The following is a 13,760-nucleotide window of genomic DNA, read 5'->3' on the forward strand; positions in this document are numbered from 1 at the left end:
GGAAAGTCAAGTGTATTTTCAGAAGATTTTTTGATCAATTGTGATAATTGATATCCATAGCAGTCTCCTTTACAGCTTAGCACATGCAGCAAAAGCATTTCTACAGAACCTTTTTTAAAATTGATTTGAGTACTCATTATAATTCCTTTCTGTAATACATATTAGTGGAAAGTATATGCAATGTCAATATTTCGGACAACTAAATAGTAGTTGACATTCATGATTATATAAAGTAATATTAAGGCATAAAATAACTGTGGGTTAAATGATACATATGGTAAGGGGGGTGAAGATGCATAAGCTAAAGTCGTTGTAATGAGTATGATCAATTTAGTTGGAAAGGAAAACAAAATGATAAAAAAACGCATATATACAAGTTCATTAATTGTTATAGTGTTACTTATTGTAAGTATAGTTACCGTTCCTGCAAATGCGACGACATTCTCAGAGAACACACAAGAAAATCAGACGGATAGATTATCGGCAATTATAATGACAGTTCAGAATGAAAATGATAGAGAGCAAATTGCAAACTATTTTTTTGCTCCAGCCTATGAAAAATACGAAATATTAGATGAAGATGATAATTCCTATGATGGATCTTTTGAATCGTTAAATAGTACAGAGAAGAATATTCAATTGGAAAATGAAGCACTGGAATTGTCAAAGTTAACAGGAAATGATTTAAAAGTAAGAATTGAGCAGTTGGCGGAGGAGCATGCTCAGGAGATTATCAATGATAATGATGCAGTTTTAACAAATGAGTATGTTAAGTATGCTGAGTCAAATTTTAAACCCTCCGTTGTTGCAAATATAAAACAAAAATATAGTGCTGATAGTTTAAAAGAGGTTGGTGTTAATGAATATATATTAGATTCTAATTCTTCTAAAGCTGCGGCTAAAACTAATAAGAAGACATTCAAGCAAACGTATGGAAGCAAAAGTAAAGCGTCATATTGTGCGTTTTGGTCAACAGTAACTTGGAAAACATCAGGTGGGAAAATTACTTCGTTATCTTCTACCACAACTAAACCAACAACGCCGTGCTATATTACCCCAACATCTGCAGTGAAAAATACGACGAAAACTAGTTCAGATAAAAAAACAGGATATGTTCAAAAGGCATGGGGATATGTTAACGTATCTTATGGAGATGGAAAAATTAACGGATATTATGTATTAGATATTAAAGTATTTGGTTCAAATTCAAGTAAAATGAAGGGCTCGACTGTAGCTCCAATTGCATATCCGAATTATAAATGGGGGAATTTTTAGATTAGTACGAATAATAGATTGTATATTCTCGGGTGTTATGGAGGAAAGCTGATGAAAAAAGTAATAATGATTATTTTAGGGATTATTATAGCGGGATGTTTCATAGCATTTTATACTACTACAAAATCCTTTCTAATAAATAATTCAACTGAAAAATCTGATATTGCTGTGACTAATGGAGCTTTTGACATTACTCCGGAAAGTGGTGTTGAAATATTCAATAAGGATTTGAAAAATGCTGGATTGTCCCAGATTCCGAAAGAATACAAAAGCTCCACCCAAAGTGTCCAAGTACAAAATGGTGATGGCGAGGAATTGATCCAAAATGGAGTTACGTATTACGACTTCAAGATTTCAGACTCATTAAGGCTGCGTATGACTGCCTTTTCAAGTTTGGATAATCAAATTACAGGAATTGCGCTTATAGAGACGACTGGAAAGAAATCGTCGGAAGATAGTAAACTTAATCAATATTTCCAAGTGATTGCAGCTAATATTTCACCGCAATTTAATGCTGATAAATTCCGGATTTCAAGATACCAAAATAAAAGCTTTGAGTTGGATCATATTCTATTTTGGTGTGGACATTTTAACTCGGGAAATAATGAGAAGAAAAACATATATATTGTGACTACAAATAGTGACTTGTTTGACTTTTATTTCTGATTGAATTGGGGAAATAATAGGGTTATCGCACAAAGTGATGGCTCTTGGAAAAAATATTTGGTTATATCTGCACACAAATGGGGCATAGGAGCCTATGAAAATAATCGAGTATTTAAGAGGACGTGATGGAATGAATCGTGAGATAATACTTGCCAGGTGCATTTTAATTATAAGTATAATTATTTTAGTGCTGACTGTCCTGTGGGATTTGGAATTTATGCAGTCTGAAATTTTACTATATGTATTAATAGGATTATTGGCATTGTTGATATTTTTAGTTGTGCAATTTCAATTAAATATCCGTAAAAGTAAATTTTTTGTAGATTCTAACAGTAATAATGACTGCGGGAAAAAGATAAGAAAATCTGTACAAGTAATTTTAGTGTTTAGTATGATTGCAGAAGTGTTTTTGCTTCTGTTAATAACACATATTATTAGCGCAGCAAGGATATCATGGTTTGTGGTAATTATAGTAATGATTGCTGCATATTGTTTCTTCCTTTTACAATGGGTGATATCGTTGGCCAATGCTGTAAAAGAAAATAAATGATAGCATTAAACCCAGAAGAGAAAGACGGGATGCATGATGAAAATACAGTTCATGCATCTCGTTTTATTTGTCATACAGAAGAGGTTGGCCTACAGCTGGTCGATGGTTGGATGAACATGATACATATTTTTCAAAGCCTCGTATTCCTGCGAAGCTTTTTCTTTTGCGGCTTCCTGCTTCTGCCGCTGCTTTTGCGTCAGAGCGGCTGGATCCGGCAGTACGGCCTTGATCATCACGTTGCGGGCGGTGTGCTCCAGTGATGTGAACTCGATCATATTGACCTAGTAGCCGGCGCTTTCCAGTTTGAGCCCCCGCAGTCCGTCGGTCAGGATTTCCGTGAACTTATCCTTTAAGATCCCGTATTTCAGGTAGGAATCGTTGACCGGTTCCTTGATCTGGGAGAATAGCTCATGCTGGCAGCACGGTACCGACAGGATCACCCGGCTGTGCCATTTGACCGCGTTGATCAGGGCATAATCCGTCGCCGTATCGCAGGCGTGGAGGGTGACCACCATATCGGCACCCGTGCTCTCGTAGTCGGCGATGTCCCCTGTGAGGAAGGTCAGGTCGTCGTAGCCCAGCTCCTGTGCCGTCTTGTTGCAGAATTCGATCACGTCTTTTTTCAGATCCAGTCCGACGATGGCTACATCCCGGTTCTTTAAGACCCGCAGATAATAGTACAGCGCGAAGGTCAGATAGCTTTTGCCGCAGCCGAAGTCGATGATTCGCAGCGTACCTTGAGAAGGCAGATCGCGGAAGGAATCGTCGGCGATCTCAAGGAAGCGGTTGATCTGCCGGAATTTGGAGTAGTGCTTCTGGAACACTTTGCCCTCCGGCGACATGACGCCCAGCTTGATGAGAAAGTCGCAGGGCTTTCCATCTTCGATGATGTAATGTTTCTTTCGATTGTGATCCAGCACCGCTGCCTTGCGAAGCTTTTTATAAGCACGGCGTGTGATCCGCGGATTTTCCGGATCGGCGGCCAGGATCTGAATATCCTCCGCCTCCGTCAGGATGTTGATCTGCTTGAAATCCTCACAGATCCACTGGCTGGCGTAGTCTATCATCTCGTGATAGGGGATGTTCTGGTGTGTCACTTTCTTCTCGAAATGAAACTCCGCCTGATACATGTATTCGCCCCGGATGGTCACCGGGCGAAGGGTGATTTTGCTGTATTCCAGGGACTTCTTCCGCTTCCCTGCAAAGATGATCTTGGTCAGGCTTCCACTGTCTGATGCCTGCAGGATCGTCTGGATGATTTTTTTCATATCTGCAGTCCTTTCTGCTTTTTTCTACAGTCCATCATGCCATAAAGAACCGCAAATGTAAACGCTAAAATCCCCGGACGAGCCTTTGCAGACATCAAATGCTGGGTTCCACAAACGGTATGCCGAAGTATTCTGTCAGAGCCAGCACCAGGGTTCGGGCGATCAGCTGGATGTTGTCTATGATCCAGAAGGCGTCCTCGGCGTTGTCATGGTAGGCCAGTTCGATGAGATTGGACGGAGCCTTTACCAGGCGCAGTTCTCCCAGCGTGGTGTTTGCCACCGTTCGGACTTTGGCGGGATCCGGATAGATGACCTTCAGGTTTTCTGCAAAGATCTTCGCGGCGCGTGCTCCCTGGGTGCTGGTGGCGTAATAGTAAATGTCGCACCCTTGAAGCTGTCCGGCGAGGGCCGGTGGTGCGGCGTTGGAATGGAGGGCCAGATGGAAATCGTAGTTTCCAGCGTTGGATAGAGCAATAGCCTGCTGCAGGGTGGCATCCGGGTCGTTTCGCGTAAAGGAAATACCGCAGGAAATGAGATACGGCTCCATGGCATCGGCTACCAGATTCATGTAATATTCTTCGCTCCCCAGTCCGTTGATATAGGGATTATACTCCTGCACGGAGGGGCTTAAAAACAGATTTGGCATAAAGATACTCCTTTGTTTTTCTGTTAGTCTATGCGGAAGCCGCTGAAAAAGAGTCTGACCGGACTGCAAATTATTTTGACATGCTATGCATATTGATTTAAAATAAAGTGTTACAGTAATCATAAAAATTGCGAAATCGCAGGATTTCGATCATGTAATAAAATTCAATACAGAAAGTGGGAATGGAGTAATGGCAGAAAAGCAGAAAATAATCAATATCGCGGTGATCGCTCACGTCGATGCCGGCAAGTCCACGCTGGTGGACGCGTTCTTGAACCAGAGCGGTGTCTTCCGGGACAACGAGCAGGTGGTGGATTGCATCATGGACAGTGACGACATCGAGCGGGAGCGTGGAATCACCATCTATTCGAAGAACTGCTCCGTCATGCACGGAGACGTGAAGATCAATATCGTAGACACACCGGGACACGCCGACTTTTCTTCTGAAGTGGAGCGTATCATCAAGACGGTAGACACGGTCATCCTGCTGGTGGATTCCAGCGAAGGGCCGATGCCGCAGACGCGATTCGTACTGAAAAAATCTTTGGAGCAGGGAATCAACCCGATCCTTCTCATCAACAAGATCGACAAGAAAGATGCCCGGATCGACGAAGTCGTCGATGAGGTATACGAGCTCTTTATGGATCTGGAAGCCAACGATGAGCAGCTGGATTTCCCGATCCTCTACGGCATCGCAAGACAGGGCATCGTGGTATACGATCCTGATGACGTCAAGGGCATCTCCGTGGAAGAGGGTGATGCAAAGATCAAGAAGAGTGCAAAGGGTATGCAGGGGCTTGACATCACGCCGCTGTTCGATACTATCATCAAGCACACCCAACCGTACCCGGATCGCAACGCGGAACCTTTGCAGCTGCAGATCTCGGCTCTGGGATACGATGATTACATCGGAAGACTGGGGATCGGCAGGATCACAAAAGGTGTTATCAAGGCGGGAAGCACGGTAGCGGTAGCCAAGGGAGATGGTCAGATCGAACAGAAGAAGATCAATCAGGTATTCGTATACAGAGGATTGAAGCGGATGGCTGTGGATCAGGCAGAAGCTGGCGATATCGTCGTGATCTCCGGTATTGCGGACATCTCCATCGGAGAGACCATCTGCGACCCGGCAGACCCGCAGCCGCTGGAAATGATCCACATCGAAGAGCCGACTTTGTCCATGTATTTTATGGTCAACAAATCTCCGTTCGCAGGCAAGTCCGGTAAATTCGTAACGTCCCGTCACATTCGGGAACGACTCAATAAAGAACTGGAAGTCAATGTGGGACTGAAAGTGGAAGACACCGATTCCACCGACAGCTTCAAGGTTTCGGGAAGAGGGGAGCTTCACCTTTCTATCCTCATCGAAAATATGCGCCGGGAAGGCTATGAACTGGCCGTTTCCAAGCCGGAGGTCATCATGCGCCGGGGCGATCACAACCAGGTACAGGAACCGATCGAAGAAGTGGTTCTGTCTGTGCCGGATGAATACTCCGGATCGGTCATTTCCAAGCTGAACGTCCGCAAGGGCATGATGCAGGAGATGCACAGCGAAAACGGATTCACCCACCTGGAATACCTGGTGCCGACAAGAGGGCTGCTGGGCTACAGAAGTGAGTTTATCAACGATACCAGAGGCGAGGGCACCATGGTGCGGCGCTTTGCTAAATTCGACGACTATGTAGGGGAGATCCCGCAGCGTACCAACGGCGTGGCCATCGCTCAGGAAGAAGGAGTCGCAACGCCATATGCTATCTTCAACATCAGCGAGCGTGTACAGATGTTCATCGAACCGGGCACCAAGGTGTACGAGGGCATGATCATCGGTATGAACGCCAGAAGCGATGATATGGTAGTGAATCCGTGCAAAGCGAAAAAAGCGACCAATATGCGTGCGGCAGGAAGCGATGACAACATCAAACTGGCGCCGGCACGCACCTTTACATTAGAAGAAGCCCTGGAATTCATCGATGATGATGAACTGGTGGAAATCGTGCCGGACGATATCCGTCTGAGAAAGAAGTACCTAAAAGAACTGGAGCGCAGACGGAGCGGCCGGAAGATCAAACAGGAGGACTAAGCTATGGAAGAAAAGATTGCCGAAAGTCAGGAAGCATTGACCAAAGGGTCGTGGAAGGATTTCTTTTCTGTGGATAAAATGATGGACTGGGGAATGAATCTGGCGGCAATTCTTATCATAGTCCTGATAGGACTGATTTTGCTGAAAATCATTTTGCGGATCACGGATCGGGGTCTGAAAAAAAGTACGGCAGATCCGATTTTATATACTTTCGTCCGCAATGTGATCAAGGTGGCGGCGGCCATCGTGCTGATTACCATGTGCCTGGGAGTTCTGGGCATTCAGGTCCATACGATCGTGGCTGTTATCGGGGCCGCCGGAGCAGCTATTGCGCTGGCTCTCAAGGACAGTCTGGCTAACATTGCCGGCGGTGTTATGATCATATTGACAAAGCCTTTCAGCAAGGATGATCTGATCGATATAGGAGATGTGTCAGGCAAGGTGCATCATATTGATTTGTTTCTGACGACGTTGAAAACCTATGACAACAAGACCATAACCATCCCCAACGGAATCGTCAATACTTCTGTCCTGGTGAATCACAGTCAGGAGGAGAAGCGACGCGTGGACTGCACATTCGGGATCGGATACGATGATGACATCGAGCATGCCAAGGAGATCATGCGGAAGGTATGTGATGACAATCCGTTGATCCTGACGGATCCGCAGCCGCTCATTGGTGTAGCAAATCATGGAGAAAGCTCTGTGGACATGGATCTTAAGGCGTGGTGCCTGACGGAACATTACTGGGATGTGAAATATTATCTGGAAGAGCATATCAAAGTTGCATTTGACGAGAACGGGATACAGATCCCGTTTCCACAGATGGATGTCCATATCCATCACGAATAAAGGTTGATTCGGATGTTTTGTATACTACACACAAAGAATTTGTCCGTGATTTATAAATATGTGTGGAAAACAAAACGGAATAATGATAAAATATTAGAATAATGTGCAATTGGAAAGGAGACTCGGGATATGAACGACAAGAGAAAATTTAAGCGGGTTCTGGTCGCCAACAGAGGGGAGATCGCGATCCGTATATTCAGGGCCTGCAAGGAACTGGGAATCAGAAGCGTTGCTATCTACTCAGAAGAAGATAAAAATACACTGTTCAGAACGAAAGCGGATGAATCTTATCAGATCGGTAAGGGCAAGTCCCCTGTAGATGCTTATCTGGCTATTGATGAGATCATCGAACTGGCAAAGGCAAAAGGCGTGGATGCGATCCATCCAGGTTACGGCTTCCTGTCTGAAAATGTAGAATTTGCAAAGGCATGCGAAGAAGAAGGACTGGTTTTCATCGGACCGGATTATCACATGATGGACAACCTCGGAGACAAGGTCAAGTCCAAGATCGTGGCAAACAGCGTAGGTGTGCCGACTATCCCGGGCATCACAGAAACCGTACCTTCGGAAGAGGTGGCTTTGCAGTTTGCAGATGAATGCGGATACCCTGTTATGCTGAAGGCGGCAGCCGGAGGCGGCGGAAGAGGTATGCGTATCGTAAGATCGAAGGAAGAAATGGTAGAACAGTACCGCAGCGCCAAGAGTGAAGCGAAGAAGGCATTCGGTATCGACGATATCTTCATTGAAAAATATCTGGAACGTCCGAAGCATATCGAAGTGCAGATCCTGGGAGACAGCTACGGCAACATCGTACATCTGTATGAACGTGACTGTTCCATCCAGAGAAGACACCAGAAAGTGATTGAATTTACTCCGGCGCTCTGCCTGACAGAGGAACAGAGACAGAACATCTGCAACGACGCTCTGAAGATCGCCAAGGCGGTGAACTACAGAAGTGCAGGTACTGTAGAATTCCTGGTAGACCATGAAGGAAATCATTACTTCATCGAAATGAACCCTCGTATCCAGGTGGAACATACCGTTACAGAAATGACGACAGGCATCGATATCGTACAGTCGCAGATCCTGATCGCCGAAGGATACGAACTGAATTCGCCGGAGCTTGACATCAAGAGTCAGGATGATATTCAGCCTCGCGGATTTGCGATCCAGTGCAGACTGACGACAGAAGACCCTATCAACGGATTTGCTCCGGATACAGGCGTTATCACAAAATACACAAGTGCAGGCGGTTACGGCATTCGTCTGGATGCTGGCAATGCGTTTGTTAACTCGACCATCTCGCCGTACTACGACAGCCTTCTTGTAAAGGTAACGTCCTGGGCGCGCAGCTTCCACGATGCCATCAGCAAGGCGAAACGTGCGCTGAAGGAAATGAAGATCAACGGGGTGAAGACAAACCGCGCATTCCTGCTCAACGTACTGAATCACCCGACGTTCCAGGCTGGTAACTGTGACACCGGATTTATAGCAGATAATCCGGAACTGATGAATATCATGGTAAGAGAAGACAAGGAAGTAAAACTGCTTACGTTCCTTGGTGAAAAATATGTCAACGGAAACAGAGGGATCAAGCCGCAGTTTGACGTGCCGGTATTCCCGCGGATCAAACCGGCTGAGATCGCAAAGCTTTCCGGAACGAAACAGATCCTGGATGAAAAGGGCCCTCAGGGCGTTGTGGACTGGGTAAAAGATCAGAAGAAGCTGCTGATCACCGATACGACTATGCGTGACGCGCAGCAGTCCCTTATGGCAACTCGTGTCAGAACGGTAGATATGGAAAAGATCGCACCGGCGACTGCTCTTTATGGTAAAGATCTCTTCTCGCTGGAAATGTGGGGTGGAGCAACATTCGATACGTCCTATCGTTTCCTGAAGGAATCTCCATGGGAAAGACTTGAGACGCTGCGTGCCAAGATCCCGAACATCATGTTCCAGATGCTGATCCGCGGTGCGAACGCTGTAGGCTACAAGAACTATCCGGACAACGTGATCCGCAGATTTGTAAAAGAATCAGCCAAGTCCGGAATCGACGTGTTCCGTATCTTCGATTCCCTTAACTGGATCCAGGGTATGGAAGTGGCGCTGGATGAAACCCTCAACCAGGGCAAGGTCGCAGAAGCGTGCATCTGTTACACCGGAGATATTCTGGATGAAAGCAGAGAAAAATACAACCTGAACTACTACATCAAGATGGCGAAGGAACTGGAAAAGAGAGGTGCTCACATCCTGGGCATCAAGGACATGTCCGGTCTCATCAAGCCGATGGCAGCCAAGAAGCTGATCGAAGCTCTGAAAAACGAGATCTCCATTCCGATTCATCTCCATACTCACGATACCAGCGGCAACGGTGTAGCCACTCTGATGATGGCAGCCAATGCAGGCGTGGATATCATCGACGCAGCATTCAACAGCATGTCGGGACTGACAAGCCAGCCTGCTCTCAACTCCATCGTAGCTGCTATGGACAGCACAGAGCGTGAAACGGGTATCGATCCGGATGGCATCCAGGAAATCTCTGATTACTGGGCAGCAGTAAGACCGGTTTACGCTGGATTTGAATCCGACATGATGACAGGATCCGCAGAAATCTACAAGTACGAGATGCCGGGAGGACAGTACTCCAACCTGAAGTCTCAGGTAGAAAGCTTCGGACTGGGTCACAAATTCAACGATGTAAAGGATATGTACAAGGCAGTCAACGAGATGCTGGGTGATATCGTTAAGGTAACACCGTCCTCTAAAGCTGTTGGCGATATGGCTATTTTCATGGTGCAGAATGAACTGACGCCGGAAAATATCTATGAGAAGGCGAAGGATATTGACTTCCCTGATTCCATCGTTTCCTACTTCGAAGGCATGATGGGTCAGCCAGAAGGCGGCTTCCCGGAAAAACTCCAGAAGCTTGTACTTCACGGCAAGAAGCCGATCACCTGCAGACCGGGCGAATTGCTGCCGGAAGAAGATTTCGACGGTATCAAGAAGCTGCTGGTCGAGAAATATGGACTGGAAGGAACAGAGAAAGAAGCTCTCAGTTATGCGCTGTACCCGAAAGTATTTGAGGATTATCTCAAGAGCCTGGACAAGGAAGGTAACTTCCGCCTGATGGGCAGTGATATCTTCTTCCATGGCTTATCTGAAGGAGAGACATGTGAAGTCAAGATCGCAGAGGGTAAGGAACTGGTTGTCAGACTGTCTGATGTAAGAGATGCAGATGATGAAGGATTCAGAAATCTGGTATTCGAAGTCAACGGCAACAGAAGTGCTGTCAAGATCAAAGACCAGGCTGCTTCTAACATCGGAGCGAATTCGTCCCAGATCGTTTATGCCAATGCAGAAGATCCGAATGAAATCGGAGCAAACATCCCGGGTAATATCATTAAGGTGCTGATTGCCGAAGGCGATGAAGTGGAAGAAAAGCAGCCGATCGCGGTAATCGAAGCCATGAAGATGGAGACCAATATTCTGGCTCCTGCAAAGGGCGTTGTTGACAAGATCTACATCAAAGAAGGTCAGCAGGTCAAGGCAGGCGAGTTGATTGCAAAACTGAAGTAATATAATAAATAAAGGAGCATAGCGATGAACAACGGTGGTATCGTAGGAAAGTTTTTATATTTTTGGATCTTCATGATCGGTGTGTTGCTTTTTGCAAAGTATCTCGGTCATGTTGATGACGGCAGACAGATGGTTTATGTCTGCATTGCTGCAGCCCTGGTGTACATCGTTTTCATGGTGTTCCGGGCGCTGGGCAGAAACAAGCGGGAAGAGAAGGCTGAAAAAAAGCGTGAAGCAAACCGCACACCGGTGCATAAGGGTCAGGCCGGCAAAAAGAAAAAGAAGCGTTAGCCTGAAAATCCTGTAAGAATAGAGAAAAGAACCTCGCATAAACATTCCTGTTTTTTAACAAACTAAGGAAAAAGATGCGAGGTTTTTTTATGAGTGAATATGAAAATCTGCTGAGGCAGATCAAGAGTCAGGTTCCGGTAGATGAAAGCTTTGACCTGCTGGAAAGAAAACTGAAGATCGGAGAGCGGGATGCAACTATGTTTTTCGTGGACGGTCTGGTGGACGGAGATGTTATGCAGCGGGTAGTAGCCAGCTTGCAGGGACTGGATAAAAAAACAGTGGATCGAGCGAAAACCGCCGGAGAATTTATGGCGTATAACCTGGCATTCCTTGATTGTCTGCTGGCTTCCGACATGAAACAGGGAATACAGTTTCTGTACTCCGGATTGATCCCGCTTCTGATCGATGGGTATGATCAGATAATCATTATTGATGGACGTGATTATCCCCTTCGCAGTGTGGCAGAACCTTCCAAGGAAAAAAGTTTGCGAGGAGCGAAAGACGGTTTCGTAGAAGCAATGATGATGAACATCGCACTGCTTCGCAGAAGGATCCGGGATAATGCTCTTATTTTCAAGATATATGCTGTAGGAGAAGTGACTAAAACAGATGTTGCCCTGGCGTATATGAAGGATCGGGCAGATCAGGATATGGTGAAGAAAATGGATCAGACACTGAAGCAGCTTCGTTTGCGGGGGCTGACGGTCACAGAACAGACTCTGGTGGAGGCTCTGACTGGAAAGAAGCTTAGCTGGTGCAATCCTTTTCCGAAAGTGCGTTATTCTCAGCGCCCGGATATCATTGCGGCTCACGTAGAGGAAGGAAAGCTGGCAGTGATCGTTGACAATTCGCCAACTGTGATCCTTCTTCCTGCAGGGATATTTGATTTCCTGCAGGATATTGATGATTATTATTTTCCTTTGCTTACAGGGAATTATTTTCGATTTTTGCGGATTTTAAACATATTCGTGATCCTGTTTGCAACACCGGTGTATCTGCTTTTTGCAGAAGGGGATATCCCAGTTAATGAAGCATTGCGGTTTTTCATTACCGAAGAAGAATTTGCCATAAGCATTTTCTGGCAGTTTATATTGCTGGAACTGGCAGTGGACGGATTGAAGCTGGCATCCTTGAATACGCCAGATTCCCTGGGCATGTCGCTGTCGGTGATCGGGGCGTTGATACTGGGTGAGTTTTCGGTTTCATCAGGATGGTTCGTGCCGCAGACCATCCTGTGCATGGCTGTAGTCGCTCTGGCAAGCTTCACGCAGCCCAGCATCGAGCTGGGATTCGGGATCAAATTCGTGCGTGTGCTCATGTTGATCGGTGCTCATTTGCTGGGCTGGGAGGGCGTTGCCATAGGATTTTTGATTTCAGTGGCAGTGATGGCCGCTACCAGAACGATCGTTGGAACATCCTACTTATATCCACTTGTTCCATGGGACTGGTCTAAGCTGAGGAAGCTTCTGTTTCGCACAAAAAAGTGAACCACTGCATAGTATGAGAAAGAAAACAGGGAAAGGCGGAGCAGAAGCAATGGATACGAGAGAGCTTTTTGCACGGCTCATTCAGTGTGAGGCGGGTGGTGAAGGAACGGATGGTATGATGGGCGTCGCTACAGTCGTTATGAACAGAGCAACGATCAATTATGGGGAATTTGCCCGGATCAACGGTGGAGGAGATATTCGCAGTGTGATCGAGCAGCCTGGTCAGTTTACATGTATGAAAACCAGTGTTGGAGGCGTTTACAATCCACAGAATGTTTATAACATGATACCTCTGGAGGAACATTATGCGATTGCCGACTGGGCTATTGCAGGAGGCAGGCTGGCAGGAGTAGATCATTCTCTCTTTTTTCATAATCCCTACAGCAGTATCTGTCCGATCTACTTCCCGACCCGTGTTGGAGTCATCCACAATCGTGTCGGGGATCACTGCTTTTATATTCCGACTTCCTATTATGCAGCTACATGAGTCAGAAAGGTGGTTTTATGGCAACACAGGAACAAGGGGCAGAAATGATTGCCCGGGAAGATATGACTGAAATCATGGGAACGGAGCAGATTCCTGCAGAAGCGGTGCTGCCGGGTTCGGCAGGGGCGGCGATATCGACCGGCGGTTCCGGGAACTTCGGGATGCAGCAGAGCGGTTCCTATCCGCAGATCATTCCCAACAGTCCAACGTTTCAGGTCCCGGCGAATCCGCTTCTTCTGCCGGAATACAACGAGCTCCTGGATTACAATGCCGTGCAGTATCTCAATGGGATCTTCCGTACTCAGATCGGACGTTACGTCAAGGTGTCGCAGCTGGTGGGATCCAATACCATGGAGGAGTTTGAAGGATATCTGATTGGCGTCGGGATCAATTACGTCATCCTGCAGGATTATCTGACAGGAAATATACGGATCCTGGATATTTACGGGATCAAGAGTATGTATGTGTATTATAAGAACGTCAGGAGCATGCTGTCTTCGGAGTAGCGCGGAGGCTTTGCAGCAGAAAAAAAGCATGAAAAAACTGCATCGGGGCGAGGAATTTTGAAGATCCTCGATCCGA

The 13,760-nt window shown here is 46.2% G+C and carries 13 protein-coding genes; 10 read left to right on the forward strand and 3 right to left on the reverse strand.

The window, feature by feature from the left end; translation table 11 throughout:
• The first annotated feature begins 321 nt into the window (after positions 1–321).
• The 3 genes from H8876_RS08495 (at position 322) to H8876_RS08505 (ending at position 2,491) form a co-directional block, all read left to right on the forward strand.
• Complete coding sequence (locus H8876_RS08495) at positions 322–1,275, forward strand: hypothetical protein (RefSeq protein WP_249287386.1); 954 nt, start codon at positions 322–324, stop codon at positions 1,273–1,275.
• Between the two features lie 51 nt (positions 1,276–1,326).
• Positions 1,327–1,941 (forward strand): hypothetical protein, encoded by a 615-nt coding sequence (locus H8876_RS08500; protein ID WP_249287387.1) that lies wholly within the window; start codon positions 1,327–1,329, stop codon positions 1,939–1,941.
• 94 nt (positions 1,942–2,035) lie between these two features.
• Positions 2,036–2,491: a hypothetical protein gene (locus tag H8876_RS08505; RefSeq protein ID WP_249287388.1), complete on the forward strand. Its 456-nt coding sequence runs from the start codon at positions 2,036–2,038 to the stop codon at positions 2,489–2,491.
• Between the two features lie 89 nt (positions 2,492–2,580).
• On the opposite strand, the gene H8876_RS08510 is transcribed toward H8876_RS08505, so the two are convergent.
• The 3 genes from H8876_RS08510 to H8876_RS08520 all read right to left on the reverse strand — a co-directional run bounded on the left by H8876_RS08510 (position 2,581) and on the right by H8876_RS08520 (position 4,405).
• Complete coding sequence (locus H8876_RS08510) at positions 2,581–2,766, reverse strand: hypothetical protein (RefSeq protein ID WP_249287389.1); 186 nt, start codon at positions 2,764–2,766, stop codon at positions 2,581–2,583.
• A 6-nt stretch (positions 2,767–2,772) separates the two neighbouring features.
• Positions 2,773–3,759 carry a class I SAM-dependent methyltransferase gene (locus H8876_RS08515; RefSeq protein WP_249287390.1) on the reverse strand — a complete coding sequence of 329 codons (987 nt, stop codon included), beginning with the start codon at positions 3,757–3,759 and terminating at the stop codon, positions 2,773–2,775.
• 94 nt (positions 3,760–3,853) lie between these two features.
• On the reverse strand, positions 3,854–4,405 hold the full coding sequence (locus tag H8876_RS08520) for an N-acetylmuramoyl-L-alanine amidase (protein WP_249287391.1): 552 nt from the start codon (positions 4,403–4,405) through the stop codon (positions 3,854–3,856).
• A 190-nt stretch (positions 4,406–4,595) separates the two neighbouring features.
• Here H8876_RS08520 and typA point away from each other — a divergent pair, with 190 nt between their 5' ends.
• The 7 genes from typA to H8876_RS08555 all read left to right on the forward strand — a co-directional run bounded on the left by typA (position 4,596) and on the right by H8876_RS08555 (position 13,684).
• Positions 4,596–6,485 carry a translational GTPase TypA gene (typA, locus tag H8876_RS08525; RefSeq protein ID WP_249287392.1) on the forward strand — a complete coding sequence of 630 codons (1,890 nt, stop codon included), beginning with the start codon at positions 4,596–4,598 and terminating at the stop codon, positions 6,483–6,485.
• Between the two features lie 3 nt (positions 6,486–6,488).
• Positions 6,489–7,337 carry a mechanosensitive ion channel family protein gene (locus H8876_RS08530; protein WP_249287393.1) on the forward strand — a complete coding sequence of 283 codons (849 nt, stop codon included), beginning with the start codon at positions 6,489–6,491 and terminating at the stop codon, positions 7,335–7,337.
• Positions 7,338–7,466: 129 nt separating this feature from the next.
• Positions 7,467–10,913: a pyruvate carboxylase gene (locus tag H8876_RS08535; protein WP_249287394.1), complete on the forward strand. Its 3,447-nt coding sequence runs from the start codon at positions 7,467–7,469 to the stop codon at positions 10,911–10,913.
• A 24-nt stretch (positions 10,914–10,937) separates the two neighbouring features.
• Positions 10,938–11,204 (forward strand): hypothetical protein, encoded by a 267-nt coding sequence (locus tag H8876_RS08540; RefSeq protein WP_249287395.1) that lies wholly within the window; start codon positions 10,938–10,940, stop codon positions 11,202–11,204.
• Positions 11,205–11,293: 89 nt separating this feature from the next.
• The gene (locus tag H8876_RS08545; protein ID WP_249287396.1) at positions 11,294–12,691 is read left to right on the forward strand and encodes a spore germination protein; all 1,398 of its coding nucleotides are present in this window, start codon (positions 11,294–11,296) and stop codon (positions 12,689–12,691) included.
• 13 nt (positions 12,692–12,704) lie between these two features.
• Positions 12,705–13,178 carry a cell wall hydrolase gene (locus H8876_RS08550; RefSeq protein ID WP_249287397.1) on the forward strand — a complete coding sequence of 158 codons (474 nt, stop codon included), beginning with the start codon at positions 12,705–12,707 and terminating at the stop codon, positions 13,176–13,178.
• Positions 13,179–13,195: 17 nt separating this feature from the next.
• On the forward strand, positions 13,196–13,684 hold the full coding sequence (locus H8876_RS08555) for a hypothetical protein (RefSeq protein ID WP_249287398.1): 489 nt from the start codon (positions 13,196–13,198) through the stop codon (positions 13,682–13,684).
• Positions 13,685–13,760 lie beyond the last annotated feature (76 nt).

This window comes from Lentihominibacter faecis, assembly GCF_014306095.1.
Taxonomy (GTDB): Bacteria; Bacillota; Clostridia; order Peptostreptococcales; family Anaerovoracaceae; genus Lentihominibacter; species Lentihominibacter faecis.